The 22,834-nt window shown below is 69.8% G+C and carries 19 protein-coding genes; 10 read left to right on the top strand and 9 right to left on the bottom strand.

From position 1 onward, the window contains the following. The first annotated feature begins 85 nt into the window (after positions 1-85). The gene (locus tag ACYVKL_RS22550; protein ID WP_379165635.1) at positions 86-1,183 is read left to right on the top strand and encodes a CaiB/BaiF CoA transferase family protein; all 1,098 of its coding nucleotides are present in this window, start codon (positions 86-88) and stop codon (positions 1,181-1,183) included. 115 nt (positions 1,184-1,298) lie between these two features. Here ACYVKL_RS22550 and ACYVKL_RS22545 read toward each other — a convergent pair whose 3' ends face one another. Continuing rightward, positions 1,299-1,835 carry a YceI family protein gene (locus tag ACYVKL_RS22545; protein WP_213558414.1) on the bottom strand — a complete coding sequence of 179 codons (537 nt, stop codon included), beginning with the start codon at positions 1,833-1,835 and terminating at the stop codon, positions 1,299-1,301. 102 nt (positions 1,836-1,937) lie between these two features. On the opposite strand from ACYVKL_RS22545, the gene ACYVKL_RS22540 reads away from it, so the two are divergent. The 3 genes from ACYVKL_RS22540 to ACYVKL_RS22530 all read left to right on the top strand — a co-directional run bounded on the left by ACYVKL_RS22540 (position 1,938) and on the right by ACYVKL_RS22530 (position 6,738). After that, complete coding sequence (locus ACYVKL_RS22540; protein ID WP_379165634.1) at positions 1,938-2,759, top strand: MmyB family transcriptional regulator; 822 nt, start codon at positions 1,938-1,940, stop codon at positions 2,757-2,759. 66 nt (positions 2,760-2,825) lie between these two features. Further along, positions 2,826-5,438 (top strand): helix-turn-helix transcriptional regulator, encoded by a 2,613-nt coding sequence (locus tag ACYVKL_RS22535; RefSeq protein WP_379165633.1) that lies wholly within the window; start codon positions 2,826-2,828, stop codon positions 5,436-5,438. A 235-nt stretch (positions 5,439-5,673) separates the two neighbouring features. Further along, a complete protein-coding gene (locus tag ACYVKL_RS22530; RefSeq protein ID WP_460772636.1) occupies positions 5,674-6,738 on the top strand; it encodes a hypothetical protein in 1,065 nt (354 codons plus the stop codon). A 1-nt stretch (position 6,739) separates the two neighbouring features. On the opposite strand, the gene ACYVKL_RS22525 is transcribed toward ACYVKL_RS22530, so the two are convergent. Together ACYVKL_RS22525 and ACYVKL_RS22520 are read right to left on the bottom strand one after the other, a co-directional pair. Next, entirely contained in the window at positions 6,740-7,300 is a 561-nt protein-coding gene (locus tag ACYVKL_RS22525; RefSeq protein WP_379165631.1) for a methylated-DNA--[protein]-cysteine S-methyltransferase, read from the bottom strand. Between the two features lie 52 nt (positions 7,301-7,352). Continuing rightward, positions 7,353-7,655, bottom strand: a complete 303-nt coding sequence (locus tag ACYVKL_RS22520; protein WP_379165629.1) for a hypothetical protein — start codon at positions 7,653-7,655, stop codon at positions 7,353-7,355. Between the two features lie 62 nt (positions 7,656-7,717). On the opposite strand from ACYVKL_RS22520, the gene yczR reads away from it, so the two are divergent. Next, the gene (yczR, locus tag ACYVKL_RS22515) at positions 7,718-9,211 is read left to right on the top strand and encodes a MocR-like transcription factor YczR (RefSeq protein ID WP_379165628.1); all 1,494 of its coding nucleotides are present in this window, start codon (positions 7,718-7,720) and stop codon (positions 9,209-9,211) included. Between the two features lie 76 nt (positions 9,212-9,287). Here yczR and ACYVKL_RS22510 read toward each other — a convergent pair whose 3' ends face one another. Next, on the bottom strand, positions 9,288-10,577 hold the full coding sequence (locus tag ACYVKL_RS22510) for an adenylosuccinate synthase (RefSeq protein WP_213558421.1): 1,290 nt from the start codon (positions 10,575-10,577) through the stop codon (positions 9,288-9,290). A gap of 257 nt (positions 10,578-10,834) precedes the next feature. On the opposite strand from ACYVKL_RS22510, the gene ACYVKL_RS22505 reads away from it, so the two are divergent. Both ACYVKL_RS22505 and ACYVKL_RS22500 read left to right on the top strand, forming a co-directional pair. Further along, on the top strand, positions 10,835-11,494 hold the full coding sequence (locus ACYVKL_RS22505; protein ID WP_379165627.1) for a hypothetical protein: 660 nt from the start codon (positions 10,835-10,837) through the stop codon (positions 11,492-11,494). A gap of 58 nt (positions 11,495-11,552) precedes the next feature. Continuing rightward, a complete protein-coding gene (locus ACYVKL_RS22500; RefSeq protein ID WP_379165626.1) occupies positions 11,553-12,335 on the top strand; it encodes a site-2 protease family protein in 783 nt (260 codons plus the stop codon). 107 nt (positions 12,336-12,442) lie between these two features. Here ACYVKL_RS22500 and ACYVKL_RS22495 read toward each other — a convergent pair whose 3' ends face one another. Together ACYVKL_RS22495 and ACYVKL_RS22490 are read right to left on the bottom strand one after the other, a co-directional pair. Beyond that, entirely contained in the window at positions 12,443-13,537 is a 1,095-nt protein-coding gene (locus tag ACYVKL_RS22495) for an FUSC family protein (protein ID WP_379165832.1), read from the bottom strand. 58 nt (positions 13,538-13,595) lie between these two features. Continuing rightward, complete coding sequence (locus ACYVKL_RS22490) at positions 13,596-14,039, bottom strand: DUF3151 domain-containing protein (protein ID WP_357189172.1); 444 nt, start codon at positions 14,037-14,039, stop codon at positions 13,596-13,598. Between the two features lie 83 nt (positions 14,040-14,122). Between ACYVKL_RS22490 and ACYVKL_RS22485 the strand changes: the two genes are divergently transcribed. Both ACYVKL_RS22485 and ACYVKL_RS22480 read left to right on the top strand, forming a co-directional pair. Next, a complete protein-coding gene (locus tag ACYVKL_RS22485; RefSeq protein ID WP_379165625.1) occupies positions 14,123-16,714 on the top strand; it encodes an Rv0361 family membrane protein in 2,592 nt (863 codons plus the stop codon). 298 nt (positions 16,715-17,012) lie between these two features. Next, positions 17,013-18,110, top strand: coding sequence for a fused (3R)-hydroxyacyl-ACP dehydratase subunits HadA/HadB (locus ACYVKL_RS22480; RefSeq protein ID WP_379165624.1), 1,098 nt, complete (start codon positions 17,013-17,015; stop codon positions 18,108-18,110). A gap of 59 nt (positions 18,111-18,169) precedes the next feature. On the opposite strand, the gene ACYVKL_RS22475 is transcribed toward ACYVKL_RS22480, so the two are convergent. From ACYVKL_RS22475 to fbaA, 3 genes are all read right to left on the bottom strand, one after another. Next, positions 18,170-19,636: a DUF4185 domain-containing protein gene (locus ACYVKL_RS22475; RefSeq protein ID WP_379165623.1), complete on the bottom strand. Its 1,467-nt coding sequence runs from the start codon at positions 19,634-19,636 to the stop codon at positions 18,170-18,172. A 64-nt stretch (positions 19,637-19,700) separates the two neighbouring features. Continuing rightward, positions 19,701-20,819, bottom strand: coding sequence for a BTAD domain-containing putative transcriptional regulator (locus tag ACYVKL_RS22470; RefSeq protein ID WP_213558428.1), 1,119 nt, complete (start codon positions 20,817-20,819; stop codon positions 19,701-19,703). Positions 20,820-20,909: 90 nt separating this feature from the next. Continuing rightward, positions 20,910-21,947, bottom strand: coding sequence for a class II fructose-bisphosphate aldolase (gene fbaA, locus ACYVKL_RS22465; protein ID WP_379165622.1), 1,038 nt, complete (start codon positions 21,945-21,947; stop codon positions 20,910-20,912). Positions 21,948-22,175: 228 nt separating this feature from the next. Between fbaA and ACYVKL_RS22460 the strand changes: the two genes are divergently transcribed. Continuing rightward, a complete protein-coding gene (locus ACYVKL_RS22460) occupies positions 22,176-22,829 on the top strand; it encodes a DedA family protein (RefSeq protein ID WP_379165831.1) in 654 nt (217 codons plus the stop codon). Positions 22,830-22,834: the final 5 nt, after the last annotated feature.

The following is a 22,834-nucleotide window of genomic DNA, read 5'->3' as shown; positions in this document are numbered from 1 at the left end:
CGCGGGAACGTTCGCGTTATTGTCATAGCGTCAACACCGGCGAGTGGGCCGGTGCGCAGCATTCGACGACGAACCGAGGTAGGGCGTGAGCACTCCATCCACCGCCAAGCAGGGCCCGCTCGCGGGCATCCGGGTTGTTGAACTGGCCGGCATCGGCCCCGGTCCGCACGCGGCACTGCTGCTCGCCGACCTCGGCGCCGACGTGGTCCGGGTCCAGCGGCCCGGCATGCTGCCCGGATTCATGGAACGCCCCCAGTGGCGCGGCCGCACCATCGTCGAGGCGAACCTGAAGGACCCCGCCGACATCGAGAAGGTGCTCGGGCTCATCGAGAAGGCCGACGTGCTGCTCGAGGGCTTCCGCCCCGGCGTCACCGAGCGCATGGGACTGGGCCCCGACGCCGCGCTGGAGCGCAACCCGCGCCTGGTCTACGGCCGCATGACCGGCTGGGGCCAGTACGGCCCGATGGCCGACCGCGCCGGCCACGACATCAACTACATCTCGCTCACCGGTGTGCTCAACGCCATCGGCCGCAAGGGCGAACGGCCGGTCCCGCCGCTGAACATGGTCGGCGACTTCGGCGGCGGCTCCATGTTCCTGGTCTTCGGCATCCTGGCCGCCCTGGTGGAACGTCAGAACTCCGGCCAGGGCCAGGTCATCGACGCCGCTATGATCGACGGCGCGCTCGCGCTCTCGCACATGATCTGGGGCATGAAGGGCGTGGGCCTGTGGTCCGATGAGCGCGGCACCAACCTGCTCGACACCGGCATGGCCTTCTACGACACCTACGAGACCTCCGACGGCAAGTACATGGCCGTCGGCTGCATCGAGCCGCAGTTCTACGCGGAACTGCTCGCGGGTCTGGAGATCTCGCCCGAGGGCCTGCCCAACCAGCTCGACCCCAACGGCCAGGACCAGCTGCGCAAGCTGTTCACCGAGAAGTTCAAGACCAAGACCCGCGACGAGTGGTGGGCGATCTTCGAGCACACCGACGCCTGCACCACCCCGGTACTGACTTTCACCGAGGCCGAACAGAATCCGCACATCCAGGCCCGCACCGGGCTGGTCGAGATCGACGGCGTCGTGCAGCACGCGCCCGCGCCGCGCTTCTCCCGCACGCCGGCCGCGGTGCCGACCCCGCCGCCGAACGAGGGCACCCCGATCGAGAACGTCTGGGCCGACTAGCCTTTCGCTGACGGCCGAACGCCCCCTGTGACGATCTTGGATTCAAGATCCCACAGGGGGCGTTGACTTTTCCGATGCGGCAGATTTGTCGCTGGTGCGGGGTGACTACCCGGAATTACGGGGCGACGAGCTGGATGTCGAGCTCGATGGCGATCTTGTCGCTCAGCATGGCGTTGGGCATGCCCGGCGCGACGTCGAACTCGCTGCGCTTGATGGTGCCCGCAGCGGTGAAGCCGGCGTGCTCCTTGTTGTCCTGCGGGAAGACCTGCACGCCGCCCCACTCGACCGCGAGGGTGACGGGCTTGGTGATGCCGCCGATGGTGGCCTCACCGGTGACCTCGAACTCCTCGGCCAGGGCGACCGGCTCCGGCACGCGGAAGGTCAGGTGCGGGCGGTTGGCGACATCCAGGATGTCGGCGCTGCGGACGTGGCCGTCACGCATCTCGTTGCCGGTGTCGAAGGAGTCGAAGTAGATGGTGGCCTCGATGGCGGCTTCGCCGGCCTCGTTGACCACGAAGCCGGTCTCGAAGCGGTTGAAACGGCCGCGGACCTTGGAGATACCCAGGTGCTTCACGGTGAAGTTGACCGAGGAGTGGGCGGCGTCCAGGGTCCAGGAGCCGGCGGCGAGGGTGGTCTGCTCGGAAGTAGTCATGTCACCTACCCTAAGTGGACTCCGGTCCGCTTATCCACACCGTGGTTATCCGGGGACTGGCAGGGCTGGGATAACGGAACCCGGACCAGGCAGTATGGAAGGGTGTCCCGTTCCGAATTCGCCGAGTTCCTGATCGCCCGACGCGCCCGCCTGCAGCCCGAGGACGTCGGCCTGCCCAGCGGCCGCCGCCGGCGCACACCCGGCCTGCGCCGCGAAGAGGTGGCCGCGCTCGCCGGAGTCAGCGCAGACTACCTGGCCCGGCTCGAACAGGGACGCGACACCAACCCCTCCACCGCCGTCCTCGCCGCCCTCGCGGAAGCGTTGCGGCTCAACGACGTCGAGAAACACCACTTCGGCAAGCTGGCCCTGGGCCTGGAACAGAAAGCCTCCTGCCCCGCCGCCGGACAGGCCCGCGAACAGGTCTCCGACACCCTCCGGGCGGTCATCGACGCCCTGCAGCCGACCCCCGCCTTCGTGCTCGGCCGCTGGCTGAACCTGCTGGCCTGGAACCCCTCCTTCCGCGACTTCGCCGAACCCCTCGGCGTCTTCGACACCGAGGCGCACAACAACTTCGCCGTCTACGTCTTCGAGCACCCGGCCGCCCAGAAAACCATCCTGAACTGGTCCGATGCCGGCGACATGGCCGCCTCCGCACTGCGCGCCGCCGTCACCCGATTCCCCGACGACCCCGCACTCGCGAACACCATCGAACAACTCGGCCGGAACCCCGAATTCGAGCGGCGCTGGCGGGAACACCGGCTCACCGACTTCCGGTCGGTGGTGCTGCGCCTGCAACACCCGCTGCGCGGCGACGTCGAGGTCGAAGTGGAGACCCTGGATCCGGCCGCCGACCAGACCGTCATGATCTGGCTGGTCGACCGCCGCCACGCCCGGACCCCCGGATTACGGCTGGTCAACGAATAAAAACCGCAGGTTCGCGGGCCTTCGTTCGCACTGCCGAGGGCCCTCCGGCGAACTACAGTTGAAGCTATGGCTCGGAATTGGCCGATGGTCGAACGGGAGAACGAGCTCGAAGCAATCCGGTCGGCGCTCTCCGGCGACGACTTCGTCGGGGCGGTACTCACCGGCGACGCGGGGGTCGGCAAGACCACGCTGGCACGCTTGGCCACCGCCAACGGCGGCAACGTCCGATGGGTGGCCGGCACCGAATCCGCCCGCAGCATTCCACTCGGCGTCTTCGCGCACATGGTGGGGGTGTACACCGCCCACGACCCGGTGACCTTCATGGCCGCCGCCCGCGAAGCCCTGCTCGCCGACGGGCACACCGTCATCGGCGTCGACGACGCCCACCTGCTCGACCAGCTCTCCGCCACCCTGCTGCTGCAACTGGCCATCGACAAGGCCGCCCGCATCGTCGCCACCGTCCGCAGCGGCGTCCAGGTGCCCGACGCGGTCACCTCGCTGTGGAAGGACGGGCACCTGCTGCGCATCGACCTGCGCCCGTTCACCCAGCGGCAGAGCGTGGAACTGGTCGAATCCATGCTCGGCGGACATCTCGAGGGCTTCACCGCCAACCTGATGTGGGAATCCTCCGGCGGCAACGCGCTGTTCCTGCGCCACCTCGTCGACGGCGCGCTCGAGGCGGGCACCCTGCGGCAGGTCAACGGGGTGTGGCAGCTGCGCGGACGGGCCGCGGTCACCTCGGAACTGGCCGCGCTACTGGAGGATCGGGTCGAGCAGCTGCCCGAATCGGTGCTGCGGGTCCTGGAACTGCTCACCTTCTGCGAACCCATCGACCTGGACGTGTTGTCGGAGATCGCGGGCGAGGAAGCCGTCGAATCGGCCGAAACCCGCGGGCTCATCAGGATTGTCGAGAACGGCCACCAGCTGCTGGTGCGGTACAACCATCCGCTCTTCGGCGAGGTGATCCGGCGGCGGCTGGGCATCGCGTCGGCGCGACGGCTGCGCGGCCGGCTGTACTCCTCGCTCAAGGACCGGCCCATCAACTCCGCGTCCGAGCGCATCCGGCTCGCCGAATTGGCTTTGGACAGCGACAAATCCGCGGACCTGGAGCTGTTTCAGGCCGCCGCGGCCGACGCCATCGGACTGGCGAATCTGCCACTGGGAGAACGCTTCGCGCGCGCCGCCGTGGAACGGCGCGGCGGCGTCGAAGCCGCCGATCTGCTCGCCCGGGCGCTGCTGTGGCAGGGGCATCGCATCGAAGCCGAGCGCACCCTGGCCGGATTCGACCCCGACCAGATGAACGAGGTCCAGCTGGCCCGCTGGGGCAGCACCCGGGTCTCGAACCTGCTGTGGTCCATGGGCGACGCCGACCGCGCCGACGAGGTGCTGGAATCGGTCCGCAGCCGGGTCAGTCACCCGAAAATCATTGCGGCACTGGATGGTCTGGCCTCCGCGTGCGCGGTGAACGAGAATCGGATCGAAGAGGCGTTCACCCTCGCCGAATCGGTGATGTCGACGCCCGAAGCGCCGCCCTGGGCGGTGTACTGGGCCGCGTTCGGCGGCGGGCTCGCCCTGGCGCTGATGGGGCGCGGCGAGGCGGCCCGCCAGTTCGCCGAACGCGGGCACGCGGTGGAACCGCACATCGACGGGTTGAACCGGTTCATGTTCACGCACGCGGAAGTGCTGGCGCTCACCTTCACCGGTGAACTCGAGGCCGCGCGGCGGTGCGCCAACCGGCCGTACCCCTTCTCCTCCGCCGGGCAATACCTGGCCTGGGGAATGGCCAAGATCCTGCAGGGCACCGTGGATGTGGCACAGGGCAAGTTCCTGCAAGGCATCGACAATCTCGAGCAGGCGCTCGCGGCCCTCACGACCGAGGGCGCGGCCGCCTGGATGTTCCCCGCACAGTTGCGGCTGGCGGAGGCGTATTCGGCGCTCGGCCGGCCCGCCGACGCCGCGGAAGCCATTGCGGCGGCGTCCTTCCGAGGCGGACGGCACAGCGCGGTGTACGGGGCGCTGCTGGAATTGGCGCGGGCCATGCAGGCCGCCGCCGAGGGCACCGCGACACCGGCCGCTCGACTCGCCATCGAGGCCGCCGACCTGGCCGCGCGCTCACACCAGCACGCCGTCGAGGCGATGGCGCTGCACACCGCGGCCCGCTTCGGCGACTCCTCGGTGGCGGGGCGGCTCGCCGATCTGGCGGCCCGCGTCGACGGGCGGCTGGTGCAGGTGCAGGCCCGGCACGCGGTGGCGGTCGCCGCCCACGACGGGCCCGGATTGGACAACGCCGCAGCGGAATTCGAGGACATCGGGGCGATGCTGTCGGCGGCCGACGCCGCCGCGCAGGCCGCGTCCGCGCACGAGCGGGCCGGGGATCGCCGACGACTGCTGGAATCGGCCGCCACCGCCAACCGGCTGGCCGCCGCGTGCGGCGGGGCGGCCACGCCCGCGTTGCGGCAGTCCGCGCAGCCGTTGCCGCTGACCACGCGGGAACGTGAGATCGCGAATCTGGTTGCGGCCGGGCTGTCGAACCGGCAGATCGCCGACCGGCTGACCGTCTCGGTCCGTACGGTCGAGGGCCACCTGTACCGGGCGTGCATCAAACTCGACGTCACCGACCGCGAGGCGCTGGCCGAGCTGATGCGCGGCGGCACACCTTCCGGCAATACCGCTAGCTGACCTGGGCCGCGGTCAGTACACCGCCCCTGGAGTCGGGTCCCTCATCCTGCTCGGCCGTCCGCGCAGCGCCGTGGCGGCAAACTTCGCACCCCCAATTCGGTGCTGCGACCTGCGCGAACACGGTCGCACCGACGACGCGGCAACGCTCTGCCGGGGGCGGTCGCGAATCACCGGCATCGATGGGCGGTCTGCGGACCGGTGAAACGAAATATGTTCGGAAGGTTGGTGTTTCGGCATGCGCGGTCGGCAGCGTGACAATCGGAATCGGGAAACGGCGGGCAGCGTCGCATGGCGCGCCATCGTGGTGGGGGCCATTCCGCTGGCACTCGCCGTGGCCTGCTCGAGCACCGGCGACACCAAGATCGCCGACGGCACCGCCACCCAGGCCGCCGTACCCCTGACCGGCAGCAGCACGTCGCCGGGCGGCATCGGCCCCCAGCGTGTGGGCACCCCCAGCCTCGATGGGCAATTCGGCACCGCCAACCCGAACTCGGAGGGCTTCGAGGCCACCGGCCCCGTCGGCCACCTCCCCGGCCTGCGCACCGCCACCGCGCAGCCCGGCGTCGCGCTCCCCGCCGGCGACCCGGACCGCCCCGTCCGCACCGCCACCGTGCAGCCCGGCGTCACCGTCCCGAACCGCCCTGTCCCCCAGCCTATGTCGCCGCAGTCACAGCGCGCCGACTACCCGGTCCCGGCCAACTTCCGCCCGATCCCCAACACCCGAGACGCGGCCCCCGCCTTGGACGTCCAAACCCTGCACGCCCCCACCCCGGTCACCCCCGTCCTCCCGATCGCCCCGCCCCCGCGCACCGTCCGCATCGGCGACTTCACCACCCCCGCCCCCGACGACCTCCCCGACAACGTCCTCGACGGCGTCAACGGCCTCGCCGCCGACACCGAAGCGGGCCTCGCCACCGGCCTCAACTCCATCGGCGTCAACCCGAGCCGCTCCGACAAGATCGCCGCCGGCACCCTCGCGGGCGCGGCGGCGGGCGCGGGAATCGGCGCGGTCGGGGCGGGAGTCCCCGCCGCGCTGGCCGGAGCGGCCGTGGGCGGGACGGCCGGCGCCGCTATCGGTACCGCCGTCGGATTCGGGCTCGGCGCGGCCTCCGCGGCGGTCGCGCCGGGACTCGCGGCGATCGACGTCCCCGGCGGCATGATCGGCGGCGCACTGATCGGCGGCGGTGTCGGCGCGGCGGCGGGCGCCGCGGCGGCCGGACTCCCCGCGGCCGCACTCGGCGCAGTGGTCGGCGGCGCGGCCGGTGCGACGGTCGGCGGCTTCCTCGGCGGCGCCCTGTAGTTCAGAAGAGGGTGGGTTCGCCGAAGCCCGGGGTGCGCTCGATTTCGAGGAGACGCTGTTTGGTGGTGAGGCCGCCGGGGGCGGAGAAGCCGTGCAGGGCATGGTCGGCGGCCAGGACTCGGTGGCAGGGGATGATCAGGGGGATGGGGTTGCGGCCCAGGGATTGGCCGACGGCCTGGGCTCCGCCGGGGGCGCCGATGCGGTGGGCGACCGCGCCGTAGTTGAGGGTGTGGCCGGGGTCTATGGCTCGGGTGACCTCGTAGACCGCGCGGTCGAAGTCGTTGAAGAGGGTGGGGTCCACCGGGATCCAGCGCAGGTCGTCGAGGTCGCCGGTGAGGTGGGCCTGGATACGGGTGATGGCCGCGCGCATCTCCGGGGTGGGGTCGGCCTCGTGCAGGTCGGCGCGGCGGTGGCGGCGCAGGATGTAGGCACGGGTGGCCGCCGGGTCGCGGTCGGGGAGGGCGAAACGCAGGACGCCGGTGGCGCTCCAGGCGATGGCGCAGACGCCGATCGCGGTATCGAAGAGCGCCGCCGACGCCTGGGGGCGTGCCGGGGCGGACATAAGGCCAGTGTGCACGGTGGCACCGACAAAACGCGGATTCGAGGCCAGTTGGCTAGAACTGGACTGTTTCGTTTCGGCAGGGGATGGTGGAGAGGGCCGCCACGGCCGTAGTGCGGCGGCCGAATCTGCGAGGCGGGACCGCCGAGCAGACATCGGGACGCAGGGCCGCCACGGCGGCGAGATCCGAATACTGGCGCGCCGCCTCATATTCCGAGACTGACCAGTCCGACATGGGGGCATGCGGGCGATACCGCTCCAGAAGCACACCCCAGCGCTCGCCCGGCTCGGGTGCGTACCGGTACACCAGACCGGCGAAGGCGGCGACAATCACGAGGGAACCGAATAGAGCGACCATCACCCCATGGTGGACTTTTCGTGGACTTGAAGAAAATATCCAGTACCTGAATACTGGCCTGTATGGCGACACGAGTGATCGGCGCGGCCAGCCTCACGCGCGACCTGGGCCGGTGGCGCAACGACGAACCGGGCACCGCGATCGACAACGGCAAGCGGTCCACCCGGCCCGCGTACGTGGCCCTGGCGGAAAGCATCCGCCTGCTGATTCACGACGGCCGCGCGCCCCTCGGCGTGGCCCTACCCAGCGAACGCGACCTGTCCACCAGCCTCGCGGTCAGCCGCACCACCGTCACCTCCGCGTATTCGCTGCTGCGCGAACACGGTTACCTGATCAGCCGCCAGGGCTCCCGCAGCACCGTGGCGCTGCCCCCCACCGTGGTGCACGACGGCGCCAAGCCCGCCCGCAGCATCCTGGCCATGATGGCGCAGCCCGAACTGCCGACCATCGACATGACCTACGCCTCGATGGCCGCCCCGCCGCAGATGACCGAGGCGTACTCCTTTGCCCTGCAAGGTCTTCCGACCTATCTCGGCACGCACGGCATGGACCCGGTGGGTGTGCTCATGCTGCGTGAGGCGCTGGCCCGCCGCTACACCGAGCGCGGCCTGCCCACCGAACCCGACCAGATCCTGATCACCCTGGGCGCACAGCACGGCCTGCGCCTACTGCTCAATGTGCTCACCACCCCCGCCGAGCGCGTCCTGATCGAGCACCCCACCTACCCGAACGCCATCGAGGCGATTCGCGATGTGGGCGCGCGCCCGGTACCGGTGCCGATGCGCCCCGACGGCTGGGATCTGGACGGAATCCGCAGTGCCGCACGGCAGACCGCGGCCAGCATGGCCTACCTGATCCCCGACTTCAACAACCCCACCGGCCACCTGCTGGACGCGGAGGGCCGCGCCGAGCTGGCCGCCATCGCCCGCGAAACCCGCATGACGGTGATCGTCGACGAGTCGATGGGCGACCTGAACCTCTCCGATGTCGAATCCCCGCCGCCCGCTGCGGCTTTCGCCCGCGGTTCGGAGATCGTCACCATCGGGTCGGCGTCCAAGTCCTTCTGGGGCGGCCTGCGCGTCGGCTGGGTCCGCGCCAACCAGCCGCTGATCACCAAGCTGCTCGGCACCCGCTCCACCGTCGACCTCGGCACCCCGGTGATGGATCAGCTGGCCACCGTCCACCTGCTCCGCAACGAGGACGAGATCCTCACCACCCGCCGGGCGCAACTCCGCTCCCGCCGCGCGGTGCTGCTGGAAACCCTCGCCGAGGAACTCCCCGACTGGCGCGTCACCCCCGGCGCCGGCGGCATGTCACTGTGGGCCCAACTCCCCACCCCGGTCTCGACCGCGCTCGCCGCCACCGCCCCCAACCACGGCGTATTGCTCGCCGCCGGACCGCGTTTCGGCGTGCAGGGCGCGTTCGAACGCTTCATCCGCCTCCCTTACACCCACGAGGAAGCGGACATCAGGCTCGCGGTGAAGTCGATCGCCGCGGCCTACCAAGGGCTCAACCCGCACGCCGCCGACCCGCTGGCCCCGCTCATCACCTACTGAGAACGCCGGAAAAGACTTCGCCCCCACCGCATTCGATGCGGCGGGGGCGAAATGCTTTACGGCTCAGGGTCGCGCGTCAGCTGAGGATGTCGTGGCGGACGATGGTCTGGTCGCGGCCCGGGCCGACGCCGATGCACGAAACCCGGGCGCCGGACAGCTCTTCCAGGCGCTTGACGTAGGCCTGCGCGTTGGCCGGGAGCTCCTCGAAGGTGCGGCAGCCGGAGATGTCCTCCCACCAGCCGGGCATCTCTTCGTAGATCGGCTTGGCGTGGTGGAAGTCGGTCTGGGTGGTCGGCATCTGCTCGACGCGCTCGCCGTCGATCTCGTAGGCGACGCAGATCGGCACGGTGTCCAGGCTGGAGAGCACGTCCAGCTTGGTGAGGAAGTAGTCGGTGATGCCGTTGACGCGGGTGGCGTAGCGGGCGATCACGGCGTCGAACCAGCCGGTGCGGCGGGCGCGGCCGGTGGTGACGCCGACCTCGCCGCCGGTCTTGGCCAGGTAGGTGCCGGACTCGTCGAAGAGTTCGGTCGGGAATGGGCCGGAGCCGACGCGGGTGGTGTACGCCTTCAGGATGCCGAGCACCGTGGTGATCTTGTTCGGGCCGACGCCCGCACCCACGGCCGCGCCACCGGCGGTCGGGTTGGAGGAGGTGACGTACGGGTAGGTGCCGTGGTCGACGTCGAGCAGGGTGCCCTGCGAGCCCTCCAGCAGCACGATCTCGTCGCGCTCCAGCGCCTCGTTGAGCAGCAGGCGCGAGTCGGCGATGCGGTGCTTGAAACCCTCGGCCTTCTCCAGCACCTCGTCCACCACCTGCTGCGGGTCCAGCGCGCGGCGGTTGTAGATCTTCACCAGCACCTGGTTCTTGAATTCCAGTGCGGCCTCGACCTTCTGGGTGAGGATCTTCTCGTCCAGCACGTCGGCGACGCGGACACCGACGCGGGCGACCTTGTCCTGGTAGCAGGGGCCGATACCGCGGCCGGTGGTGCCGATCTTCTTGTTGCCCAGGAAGCGTTCGGTGACCTTATCGATGGCCACGTGGTACGGCATGATCAGGTGCGCGTCGGCCGAGAGCAGCAGGCGGGAGGTGTCCACACCGCGCTCTTCCAGACCGGCGAGTTCGGCGAGCAGCACGCCCGGATCGACCACCACGCCATTGCCGATGACGTTGGTCACATCGGGAGTCAGGATGCCGGACGGGATCAGGTGCAGTGCGAAGCTCTCACCATTGGGCAGTACGACGGTGTGCCCGGCGTTGTTGCCGCCCTGGTACCGAACTACCCACTGGACTCGGTCACCGAGCAGATCGGTGGCTTTGCCCTTGCCCTCGTCGCCCCACTGGGCGCCGATCAGCACGATTGCCGGCATGCGAGTGTCTCCTACGGGTTCGACGCGCAGCACCCATGTTGCTGCAGCCACCCGCCATCAGAAGGCGTGGCCGTAGGGACACTTTACGGGATGCCCCGTCAGGCCCCCGGGATGGCGTACCCGCAGTTCGCGCACAGCGAGGACAGCGGCGTCATGGAGACGGGACTATGGTGGCACGGGGAGAGGGACCGGCAGGGGGTCCATCGGAACCAGCGAGGCGGATAGGTGTTGGCAGGCCAGAGGAGGGTGTTCGGCAGTTGAGTACCCATGTTCTCCGCTGCGACGGCGCCCCCGTTCCCATCGCGCTCGCTTCTTTGCCCCTCACTCAGACCGCCGCCATCCCCGACACCGGCACCCTGGACGAACTGCTCCCGGTGATGGCCGCCGACAGTCTGCCCCGGCTGATCGTGCTCGGTGAGGACGCCGGCCTGGCCGCCGTGCTGACCCACCTGATGCGCACCGAACGCCTGCATGTGGAGATCGGCTACGTGCCCATCGACCGCACCTACGGTTCCCGCGCCTACGAGACCGGCACCGGTTCCGCCGCCGCCAAGCGCGCGCTCGAGGGCCGGCCCACCGAGACCCCGCTGATCCGCGACGACACCGGCAAGGTGCTCATCGGCCGCGCCACCATCGTCGGCGAGGACGGCGGCAAGCTCGAGGGCGAGGCCTACGTCGACGACACCCGGTTGTTCACCGGCAAGGTCTCCACCCTGCACGTCTCCCCCATGCTGGAAATGCCCGGCCTGCACGCCACCGTGCATCGCGGGCTGCGCAAGAAGCGCTGGGTCGCGGGCCGGGCCATGCAGCTCGGCACCCCCGGCGCGCTGGTCACCCGCGACGGCATCACCGCCGATCGAGTGGTGAAGCGCTCCACGTTCTATCGACACCACGAGCCTTGGCTGCTGGTTCGCTGATCCACCCCCAGAATGGGTATCGGCACGACGAAGCAGCCGAGCCAGTTGGGAGTCTCAGGTGAATTACCCGCGCGCGGTCGGACGGAAGTCCGGTGCGGTCCGGCCCAGTCCGGTGTTCCTGGCGGTGGTGGCGGTCACGGTACTGGGCGGCGTCCTGGCCTGGACCTCCGACTACGGTTCGCGGCAAGCACAATTCGGGGTTTTCATCCTGGTGGTGGCCGGGTGGATCGTGTCGGTCTGCCTGCACGAGTTCGCGCACGCCTTCGTGGCGTGGCGGGCCGGGGACCACGAGGTGGAGATGCGCGGGTACCTCACGCTGAATCCGCTCAAGTACAGCCATCCGCTGCTGTCGATCGGGCTGCCGGTGGTGTTCATCGCGCTCGGCGGTTTCGCGCTGCCGGGTGGCGCGGTGTACCTGCAATCGGGCAACTTCAGCCCGCGCACGCAGCGGATGATCAGTGGGGCCGGGCCCGCGGTGAACGCGCTGTGCGCGGCGGTGCTGCTGGTGATCGTGCGGGTGTACGGCAGCCAGCACTCGCACGAGGTGTTCTGGTTCGGGCTGAGTTTCCTTGCTTTCCTGCAGATTTCGGCGACCGTGCTGAACCTGCTGCCGATTCCCGGCACCGACGGGTACGGGATTCTGGAGCCGTCGCTGAGTTATCAGACGCGGCGGGCGCTGGATCAGATCAAGCCGTACGGCATCCTGATCCTGTTCGCGCTGCTGTTCACGCCCGAACTCAACCGGCTGTTCTTCGACAGCGTCAGCGCGCTGTTCGAGCTGTCCGGAGTGCCGGGCAACTGGTGGCGGTTCGGCAGCGGGCTGACCCGCTTCTGGCTCTGAAGCCGGACCAACCCCTCGCGGATCCGGCTTGCCATGAACGGTAGGCGGGCGCGATCGGACCGGCCCGAGTAGCGGACTACGCGAATCGGGCGGGCCGCGCCCGCAGGTCAGTCGATCGGCGTGACATAGGGGTGCGGGACGGTCGGGGGCAGCAATGCCATGGCCGACAGCCGGCGCACCCCGCACACCTGCATGAGATCCACCACGATGGACCGCAATTGGGCGAAGACCACGTGTGCGGACAGGCCCGCGCCGTCCACCAGATCCTTGGTCGCGCCCTTGCCGACCGAGCGCAGCGCGCGGGTCGCCTCGGCGGGATCGGGTTTCTCGTCGGGGTCGGCGAGCATCATGCGGCGCACCACGTCCACGGCCTGGCTCAGCTTCTCCAGCTCCGCGATGAGGCCGGGGGCGAGCACCTCGTCGTCACGCACCGAGGTGAGGGCGCGGCGCAACAGCACGCGGGTATTGCGGACCGCGTTGTCGAGCGGGTCGGCCGCGTCCCGCAAGCGGCTCAGTCGGGTGCGGGAGTTCCAGTACAGCGGGGAGATTCGAATGATCTCCTGGCTGCCTTCGAGAGTGTTGCGCAGAGAGTCGATCGCACCCTGGGTGCCGCGTACCGACTCCAGCGCCTGCTTGACCTTCGCGGCGTCCTGCTCGAGCAGGCCGTCCGCGCATTCGGTGAGGGCGGCGCCCATCACCTCGAGGATCCCGGCCGCCTGCTCACGGGCGCGGCGCACCGGATGCAGCGGAATCGCCGCCACCACCACGATGCCGACCAGGCCGCCCACCAGGGCGTCGATCATGCGCAGCGACGCCCCGCCCTGACCGGGCGGGTAGAGGGTCGCCACCAGCACCGCGGAACTGGCCGCCTGCATGGTGATCACCGGGCCGCCGTCGAGGAAGACGGCCGCGCACATGGCCAGCACCACCAGCAGCATGATCTGCCAGCCACCGGTGCCGACCCGGGACACGAACAGGTCCCCGATGCCGATGCCGACGGCCACGCCCACGATCAGCTCGATCGACCGGCGCAGCCGCGCCCCGAACGAGACGCCGATGGAGATCATCGCCGCCATCGGTGCGAAGAACGGACGCTCGTGCCCGATCACGTTGTGGGCGATGAACCAGGCCACGCCCGCGCCGATCGCGCACTGCACGATCGGCAGCAGCGACGAGCGGACCCGGCCGGCGGCCTTGCGCATGCGAGTGACGCCGCTCTCGCGGGCGGCGTCGATGGTTTCGCCTAGGCCACCGCTCAATTCAGTCGAGGCCGAGCTCGGCGGCGGCGCGGGGGTCGCAGTCCTCGAGCAGGTCCAGGCAGCGCGCGTACTCGTCGGTCTCACCGATGGCGCGGGCGGCCTTGGCCAGTGCGCCGACGCTGCGCAGGAAGCCCTGGTTGGGTTCGTGGCTCCACGGCACCGGGCCGAAGCCCTTCCAGCCGTTGCGGCGCAACAGGTCCAGGCCGCGGTGGTAGCCGGTGCGGGCGAAGGCGTAGGCGGAGATGATGTCGTGGTTGACATCGGTCTCGGCGGCGGCGCCCCGCTCCAGCGCCGCTTCGGCCAGGTAGGCCCAGGCGATCGAGGCGGTCGGGTGGGCCGCGGCGACCTGCACCGGGTCCTGTTTCTGGAGCAGCGCGTCCTCCGCGTCGGTGTTTTCCGGAAGGAGGACCGGCTGCGGTCCGAGCAGATCGCCGAAGGAGGTCATGCCGATCATTCTGCACCGGTACCCGGAATGCTCAGTAGGCTGACCTTCGAATCACAGTTCCGCCGAAGCGAGGGGTGCAGCGCGTGTCCGACCCGAAAGACGACCAGCAGCAGCAGGGGCCTGCCAACCCGGCGTCCGGCCCCGCCGCAGGCGAACGGGCCACCGGCACACCCTCGAACCCAGCCGACCAGTCCGCTGACCGGCCCGAGAACGGCAAGGACGCCGCGGCCGGCGCCGGCCCCGCCGACACCGCACCTCCGACCGCGGCCACCGAGGCCATCCCCTCCCCCAACGCCCGCACCGAGGAAATCCGCACCGGCGCAGGCAAACCCGCCGCCTCCGGCGCACCCGCCGCCAAGTCCGGCCCCTCCGGTTTCGCCACCATCCACTACGAAAACCCCAAGGCCGCAGGCCCCTCGGGCGCGAGCCGCGTGCAGCCGCCGGCCGGCGCGGGCCGCGTCCAGGCCCCGAAGTCCGGACCGCAGGGCGCACAGCCGCCCACCGCCGGACAGCAGAACGCCCCGGGCGGACAGACACCTTCCGCGGGAGCGCAGCGCGCGCCGGGTGGACAGGCCCCGACCGCGGGACCCCAGAACGCACCCGCCGGACAGACCCCAGCCGCAGGGCCGCAGGGCACGCCCGGTGGACAGGCCCCGGCCGCAGGCCCCCAGAACACACCCGCCGGGCAGACCCCAGCCGCAGGGCCACAGGCCACGCCCGGTGGACAGGCCCCGGCCGCAGGCCTCCAGAACACACCCGCCGGACAGACCTCGACCGCGGGACCGCAGCGCGCGCCCGGTGGACAGACTTCGACCGCGGGACCGCAGAACGCACCCGGTGGACAGACACCGGCCGCAGGACCTCAAGGCGCACCCGGTGGACAGCAACCGGCGGCCGCGCGACAGGGCTCGGGCGAATTCAAGCCGCAGAACTCTCCGAGCGGGCAGCCCCCGGCCCCCGGTTCGGCGGGGCAGACCGGAGCGCCCGCGCGTCCGGCTGCGGCCGGTCAGCCGCCCGCACCCGGCGGACGCCCCTCGGGCACAGCGCAATCCGAATCGGCCACACTCGCCGGCAGCGCAGCGGACGCTGACAAGTCCGGCACCGCCGCATCCGCCGGAGGCCCGGGTTCCTCCGCACCGCAGGGCGAGCAGCGCAGTGGCGCAGGGCAATCCGCTCCGGGCGGACAGCAGTCCGGCGCGGGCCGTGGACCGGGTGCCGCGTCGCCCGCCGATGACGCTCCTACCCAGTTCATTCCGATTCAGCGATCGGGTGGCGAGCAGGCCGCACCGGTGGACGCCGGGGCCGACGCCACCACCCAGTTGATCAAGATTCAGCAGCCCGGCCAGGGCGCGAGTGTCGCCACCGGGGTGGACGGGCCGAGCGGCGAGAGTCAATCCGGTTCTGCCGCCAAGGATTCCGGGCAGGCGGCGGGCAAGGCCGGTGAGCAGGAGAAGTCCGCACCGAAAGAGGTGCCGACCAAGGGCATGCCCGCGGCTTCCGGCGAGAAGTCCGGCGGCACCGGCGATGCCGGCGCGGCGGGCGGCGAGACGCCGGTCCCGCCGTCGGGTGACGCGGAAACCGTTGTGATCAAGAAGGTTCCGAAGGCAGCCGATGCGGCCGCGCCGGCGGCCCCGGATGAGGCGGGTACCGAGAAGATCCGGGTGTCCGGGCCGCAGGGGCGGGCGGTCAGCAAGCCGCCGCAGTCGCCGCGGGTGAATTCGGGGCCGCGGAATGTCGGGCCGAGGGGGAACGCTCCGGCGCAGGACGCCCCGGTCGAGGAGACCCGTCCGTCGCCGCCGCGCCCGCCGATGGCTCCGCCGATGGGTCCGCGCCGGACCGGCACCGCGCCCTCCCCGGCGGATATGCAGCCGACCACGCCCGGCCAGCCGATCGGCGGCCCGCGGATCGCGTCGCCGCAGCGGGTCGGAGCGGGTGCGCCGCAAGGCCCGCAGGGACCGCGCGGGCCGCAGGGGCCGAACGGCCCGCACGGACCGGGCGCACCTCAGGGACCGGGTGGCGCGCAGGGCCCGAACGCGCCTCAGGGACCGGGTGGACAGCCGGGACCGAACGGACAGCAGGGTCTCGCCGCTGCCCAGGGACCCGGTGCGCAGCCGGGGATGCGACCGGGTGGACAGCCGGGCATCGGCGCACCGGTGGGAATCGGTGCGCAGGGGCTGGCGCAGCCGCAGCGAGTGCCCCCGGCCGAGGCCGTCGACGGGGCTCCGAAGGCGTCCGGCGGATCGAAGAAGATGTGGCTGATCGCGGCGGCGGCGGTGCTCGCGGTGGTCGCGATCGTCGGTGTGGTGCTCGGCGTGAAGAAGAGCAGCGAAAGCAATTCGCCCGAAGCGCAGGTGCAGAAGACGATCACGTCGTACACCGATGCGCTGGACAGCGGGAATCTGGAGACGCTGCGGTCGGTGACCTGCGGTGCGCAGCACGACTTCTATCAGAAGATCTCGGCCGACCAGTTCGCGAGCGTCTACAAGACGTCCAAGGAGCAGAAGAGCATTCCGCAGGTGAAGAGCGTGGACGCCATCCAGATCACCGGCGACTCCGCGCTGGCACAGGCGACCGTCTTCACCGAGGCCGATCCCGCGAAGACCTCCTCGCGCACGTTCGATCTGCGTAACGAGGGTGGTTCCTGGAAGGTGTGCGAGCCGCAGAACGGACACTGACACACAGGCCGATCGGCCCCGCGCGAACCGGGGTCGGTCGGTCCGCACGCCCCGACCCGATCGGCCCGCACGCCCCGGCCGATCAGCTCTGACACGTGGACCGGTCCGCTCTTCCCGGTGGCCGAATCTGCCCTGACACGTTCTTGTCATCACTCGCGATGAACATCACATAGATCTGGTCACCGGTCCGACACGTCGGTAGGGTGTCGGGGTTGTCTGGGCTGGCTGTTTCGGCATTCGGGCACGTCAGCGGTGTTTGTACACCGTCCACCAGAGCGAATTGCAGGAGCTGAACACCATGCCGAGTACGGCTGAGCACATCGTGCCGGATACGGCAGAGAGCATCGCCCCGCTGACCGCGGAGCCCGCCACCGCCACCGCCGCCGAACTGGTCGGTCGCCACTTCCGCGTCCGCGATCACTACGACGTGGGCCGCGAGAAGGTCCGCGAGTTCGCCCGCGCGGTCCGCAACCAGCACCCCGCCCACTACGCCGAGGCCGACGCCACCGAGATCGGCTACGCCGGCCTGCTCGCCTCGCCGACCTTCGCGTCGGTGATCGGCGCGGCCACCACCCGCTCGCTGATCGGGTCCGTGCTCACCGAGTACGACGTCTCGCAGATCCTGCAGACCGACCAGGTCTTCGAATACCACCGCCCGATCCTGGCCGGCGACCGCCTGGGCGTGGACGTCGTGGTGGAGAGCATCCGCAGCTACGGCGGCAACGACTTCATCACCGTCAAGGTCACCCTGACCGACGACGACATGCGCCCGGTGCTGGTCGCCACCACCACCATCGTGGCCCGCAAGGGCGTCGAGATCGATCCGGTCGCCGTCGAGACGGTGTCCGGCGTGGTCATGCACGGTCACGTGGTGGCTCCCGGTGAGTTCGACAACGACCCGGCCGGCCTGATCCTGCTGGCGCCCGAGGACGTGATCGAGCCGGCCGCCCCCGCCGCGCAGCTCCCGGTCCACACCGTGCCCACCACCGCCGACGTGGCCGCGGGCACCGAACTGCCCGCCGCGAAGGTGCCGGTCACCCGGGGCGACCTGGTCAACTACGCGGGCGTCTCCGGCGACCCGAACCCGATCCATTTCAGCGACGCCGCCGCCACCCTGGTCGGCCTGCCCACCGTGGTGGCGCACGGCATGCTCACCATGGGCCTGACAGCCGGCTACCTGGTGGACTGGCTGGGCGATCCGTCGGCGCTGGGCAAGTTCAGCGTCCGCTTCTCCGGCTACGTGCCGGTGGAGCCGACCGCCCCGACCTTCGTCGAGTTCACCGGCAAGGTGAAGTCGGTGGACGCCGCCACCGGCGCGGCGACCGTCGTGCTGGGCGCGACCTCGGAGGGCAAGAAGCTGTTCGGCCGCGCGATCGCCGAGATCCGGCTGAGCTGAGTCGCAGACGAAAAAGGCGGGCCCGCACAGATTGTGCGGGCCCGCCTTTTTCGCGGTGCTCAGTTCAGCGTCGCGTGCATCAGGTAGACGTTGTAGTCGTTCCAGGTCGACATGGTGAAGTACAGGTCCTGACCAGTCGACCACGGGTGGATGAAACCGCCGTACAGCTCCGGGAATTGGAGAGCGCTCACGGTGACCGCGCTGTCGGACCACACGCCCTGCGGTGAATCCGATTCCCGCACAACCAGACCCGCCTTCGCCGTGTCGAGGTAGCTCATCTGCCATACCTTGCGGTCCTCGTCGTAGCGGACCGACAGTTCCCCGGCGGGCGCGTCGACAATCGGTGTGGCGGTCGCCGTTCCGTTCGTGGCGGGCGCCCAGGAGCCGCCCTGCCAGTACTGGTAAGCGGTCGGGTTGAGCACCTGGTCCTTGGGGACCCGGGCGAGCCCGACCCCGCCCAGGCGGGTGTTGGGGATGCCGAACATGTACACCCAGTCGCCCTGCGGCACCATGGCCGCGACCTGGAAGCTGGAGACGCCGAAGATGTTCTCCCACTTGGCGTGCGGATCCTTGGTCCAGTGTTCGCCGTGGTCGTCGGAGTAGGCGAGGCCGCCGTAGTTGGTGTACCAGGTGCCGGGCACGCTGTTCCAGGTGCGAATCGACATGTAGCTCATGTACTGCCGGTCGCCGAGCGCGAACCCCGAGGTGGGGATGGTGGTGATCTCGATATTGTCCATCTTGCGGCTGCTCAGCATTTCCGCGGCGTGGCAGCGGTCGTCGGTGACCATGCGGTCGAAGACGACGCCGTTGGCGAGATCGCGGTTCTTGCTGAACGCCAGCAGGTTCGAGCGCCAATCCTCGCCCATGCCGCCGGGCGGATGGAATTCCCGGCCCACGGTGTCGCCGAAGGCGATGGCGATCTCGTCGGGCGCGCTCTGCCACATGATGCCCAGATCGGTGCCCTGCACCTGCCAGCGCTTGTCGGTGCGGTTGAGCGAGTCGGCGCCGGTCAGTTTGGACACCTCGCGCACGTCGGAGACCTGCGGCGCGGGCCGGGCGGGTGACTGCGCGGCGGGCTCGGTCGCCGGGTGCGCGGGCTCGGGTCCGGGCGGCAGCGCCGGCGGATTCGGGTTGGGCAGTGCGAAATTGAACGGCTGCGGCCGCAGGATCAGCTTCGGCAAGCCGAGCTGTTCACCGAGCCCCGGTGGCGGGGCCGGAGTGTCGGTGAGGTCCGGGCACGGGTTCACGCACGGGTCCGGCGGCAGCTCCATGGTCACCCGTTCGGTGTTCTCCGGCAGCGGCCCGGTGTCGACGGTGACGACCGGATACGCCACCGGCACCTCCACGGTCTTGGGCACCACCGACACGTGTTCGGGCCGGGCGTCGGTCCCGCAGGCTCCGATGCCCGGAACCTCCGGCGCCGCACCGGTTTCCGGTTCCGCCACCGCGACCGGCCGACCCATTCCGACGAGCACTCCCGCCCCGAAGATCACCGCCCCCGCAGCCGCCACGAGCCGCTTGGCCATGCGTTCAACCCTCTCGACAATCGGGTCACCCGGACATCATCCGGGGCGGACCCTACCCGAAAGGTCAGCGCAGAGCCTGGAAGACGATCACGGTGGTGCCGATCCGGATGGCGTCGCCGTCGGCGAGCACCGCCGCGGACTCGATGGACTCCTCGTTGATGTAGATCCCGTTGGCGGAGTGCAGATCCTTGATCAGCAGTCCGGCCCGGCTCGGGGTGATCTGGGCGTGGTACCGGCTGGCCTTGGGGTCGTCGAGGATCAGATCGTTGTCGGTCATCCGACCGATCTTCACGCCGTTGGCGCCGATCGGCACCACCCGCCCGTCGGCCAGGCGCAGCTGTCCGGCGCGGACCGCGCGCGGCATCTCGGTGACGGTCTCGGTCATGGCCTTCGCCATGCGTTCGACCTCGTGAATCTGCCCGGTGCTCAACGGTTCCTGGCGCAGCACCTTCTGTTCCAGCGCGATCAGCGCGGGACCTGGATCGATGCCGAGTTCGTCGGCGAGCACGGTGCGCACCCGGCGGCAGGCGTCGAGCGCGTCGGCTTGGCGTCCGGACAGGTACAGGGCGGTGATGAGCTGCGCCCACAGCGGTTCCCGCAGCGGGTGCGCGCTGGTCATCGATACCAGTTCGCCGACCACGGAAGAGGCGCGGTCCAAGGCGATTTCGGAGTCGATGCGGGCGGAGGCGACCAGCAGCCGCTCCTCGTCCATGGCGGTGGCGAAGCTCTCCGCGAAGCCCAGACCGGACAGGTCGTCGAGGGCGCGGCCGCTCCATTCGGCCAGGGCCGCACCGAAGAGCCGGGACGCGGTGGCGGGGTCGCCGATGGCGGCCGCCTCGGAACCTTCGCGGCGCAGCGTCTCGAAACGGCCGAGATCGCACTCGTCGTCCTCGATTTCGAGGCGGTAGCCGGAGGATTCGGTGCGCAGCAACGCGACCGGGTCGATGCCGGCGGTACGCAGCGTCTTACGAATGTTGGAGACGAACACCTGCAGGCTAGCCTGATAGGAGTCCGGCGGATCGTCGTTCCAGACGATGTCGGCCAGTGCCTGGGAAGACACCGCCCGCCGCCGGTTCACAGTCAGCGCCGCCAGCAGCGCGCGCGGCTTGGGGCCGCCGACCGGCACGGACCGACCGGCGACCAACAGCTGCACGGGGCCCAGGACCCGTACATCGACAGTCATGCCACCTGCCTCGATAGAGACCGCGGCGCGCCCGCCGCTCGAAAATTGCCCGGGATTCCGCTGCGCTGCGCGGAATCCCGAGCGTTGAGCTTACTTGGCGCTGATCGAGCGTCCCGCCGAGTTGAGGTCGTTGCAGGCCTCGACGACGCGCGCGGCCATCGAGGTCTCGGCCTTCTTGAGGTAGCTGCGCGGGTCGTAGACCTTCTTGTTGCCGACCTCGCCGTCGATCTTCAGCACGCCGTCGTAGTTGGCGAGCATGTGCCCGGCCACCGGACGGGTGAAGGCGTACTGGGTGTCGGTGTCGACGTTCATCTTCACCACACCGAAGCGCAGCGAGTCCTCGATCTCCGACTTCAACGAGCCCGATCCGCCGTGGAAGACGAAGTCGAACGGCTGCGCGTCCGCGCCCAGGCCCAGCTTGGCGGCGGCCACGCGCTGGCCCTCGGCCAGCACCTCGGGCTTGAGCACCACGTTGCCCGGCTTGTAGACGCCGTGCACGTTGCCGAAGGTGGCGGCCAGCAGGTACTGGCCGTTCTCGCCGGAACCGAGCGCGTCGATGGTCTTCTCGAAGTCCTCGGACGAGGTGTAGAGCTTGTCGTTGATCTCGGCCTCGACGCCGTCCTCTTCACCGCCGACGACGCCGATCTCGACCTCGAGGATGATGTTCGCCGCGTGCGCCTGCTTCAGCAGTTCCTTGGCGATCTCGAGGTTCTCGTCGATCGGGATCGCGGAACCGTCCCACATGTGCGACTGGAACAGCGGGTTCAGGCCGTTCTTCACGCGCTCGGCCGAGATGGCCAGCAGCGGGCGCACGAAGGTGTCGAGCTTGTCCTTCGGGCAGTGGTCGGTGTGCAGCGCGATGGTGACGTCGTAGCGCGCGGCCACCACGTTCGCGAACTCGGCCAGCGCGACCGCGCCGGTCACCATGTCCTTCACGCCCAGACCGGAACCGAATTCCGCACCGCCGGTGGAGAACTGGATGATGCCGTCGGAACCGGCGTCCGCGAAGCCCTTGATGGCCGCGTTGATCGTCTCCGAGGACGTGCAGTTGATGGCGGGGAACGCGAAGGAGTTCTGCTTGGCCCGAGCAATCATCTCGGCGTAGATCTCCGGAGTCGCGATGGGCACGTGGACCTCCGTGGGGTGTGTGCTGCGATACAACAAAATTCTGTCAGCCCACACCATAGGGGAGCGGCTTTTTCCACGGTCCGGGGCCTCGGATACTCGACAACTTTGTGAGCTTGCTTCGACGTTCGGTGTGATGTCCGGGGTACCGGTACTGTGGTGGCCGTGACCTTGCTGGCCGTATCCGATGCCGTGACGACCAACGCCGCGCTGCCCGCGATCTTGGACCCCATGCACCTCCTCACGGAGACGTGGCTGTCCCACGCGGTGCTCCCGGCGATCTTGGCCATCGTCTTCATCGAGACCGGCCTGCTGTTCCCGATCCTCCCCGGCGACTCGCTGCTGTTCACTGGCGGTCTGCTGGCGGCCTCGGCGCATCCGCCGGCCGGTATGAACATCTGGTGGCTGGTTCCGGCCACCGCGTTCGTGGCCTGGCTGGGCGATCAGAGCGGCTACTGGATCGGGCGCACCATCGGCCCGGCGCTGTTCAAGAAGGAGGACACCCGCTTCTTCAAGCAGCGCTACATCACCGAGACGCACGCCTTCTTCGAGAAGCACGGCCCCAAGACCATCGTGCTGGCCCGCTTCGTGCCCATCGTGCGCACGTTCATGCCGGTGCTGGCCGGTGTGTCGAAGATGGACTACCGCAAGTTCGCGACCGTCGACATCATCGGCGCGGTGTTGTGGGGCGGCGGCGTCACCGTGCTCGGATACTTCCTGGGCAATGTCGAGTTCATCCGCAAGAACGTCGAGGCGATCTTCCTGCTGATCGTGTTCGTGTCCATTCTCCCGGGCATCATCGCGGTCGGTAAGAATCTGCTGCACCGCGGTTCGCACCCGGAGCAGCAGGAGCTGGCCACCTCGTCGAACGAGTCGACCCGCTGAGCCCT

The sequence above is a fragment of the Nocardia tengchongensis genome (assembly GCF_054781395.1).
Note: the sequence above shows the minus strand (reverse complement) of the source record. Positions and strands in the feature narration are given on the sequence as shown.

Excerpts from the sequence above, each read along its gene's own strand:
- ACYVKL_RS22545 (WP_213558414.1), bottom strand. The coding sequence starts at position 1,835 with ATGACTACTTCCGAGCAGACCACCCTCGCCGCCGGCTCCTGGACCCTG.
- ACYVKL_RS22535 (WP_379165633.1), top strand. The coding sequence starts at position 2,826 with ATGGCTCGGAATTGGCCGATGGTCGAACGGGAGAACGAGCTCGAAGCA.
- ACYVKL_RS22530 (WP_460772636.1), top strand. The coding sequence starts at position 5,674 with ATGCGCGGTCGGCAGCGTGACAATCGGAATCGGGAAACGGCGGGCAGC.
- ACYVKL_RS22525 (WP_379165631.1), bottom strand. The coding sequence starts at position 7,300 with ATGTCCGCCCCGGCACGCCCCCAGGCGTCGGCGGCGCTCTTCGATACC.
- ACYVKL_RS22520 (WP_379165629.1), bottom strand. The coding sequence starts at position 7,655 with ATGGTCGCTCTATTCGGTTCCCTCGTGATTGTCGCCGCCTTCGCCGGT.
- yczR (WP_379165628.1), top strand. The coding sequence starts at position 7,718 with ATGGCGACACGAGTGATCGGCGCGGCCAGCCTCACGCGCGACCTGGGC.
- ACYVKL_RS22510 (WP_213558421.1), bottom strand. The coding sequence starts at position 10,577 with ATGCCGGCAATCGTGCTGATCGGCGCCCAGTGGGGCGACGAGGGCAAG.
- ACYVKL_RS22495 (WP_379165832.1), bottom strand. The coding sequence starts at position 13,537 with ATGCGCAAGGCCGCCGGCCGGGTCCGCTCGTCGCTGCTGCCGATCGTG.
- ACYVKL_RS22490 (WP_357189172.1), bottom strand. The coding sequence starts at position 14,039 with ATGACCTCCTTCGGCGATCTGCTCGGACCGCAGCCGGTCCTCCTTCCG.
- ACYVKL_RS22480 (WP_379165624.1), top strand. The coding sequence starts at position 17,013 with ATGCCGAGTACGGCTGAGCACATCGTGCCGGATACGGCAGAGAGCATC.
- ACYVKL_RS22475 (WP_379165623.1), bottom strand. The coding sequence starts at position 19,636 with ATGGCCAAGCGGCTCGTGGCGGCTGCGGGGGCGGTGATCTTCGGGGCG.
- ACYVKL_RS22470 (WP_213558428.1), bottom strand. The coding sequence starts at position 20,819 with ATGACTGTCGATGTACGGGTCCTGGGCCCCGTGCAGCTGTTGGTCGCC.
- ACYVKL_RS22460 (WP_379165831.1), top strand. The coding sequence starts at position 22,176 with ATGCACCTCCTCACGGAGACGTGGCTGTCCCACGCGGTGCTCCCGGCG.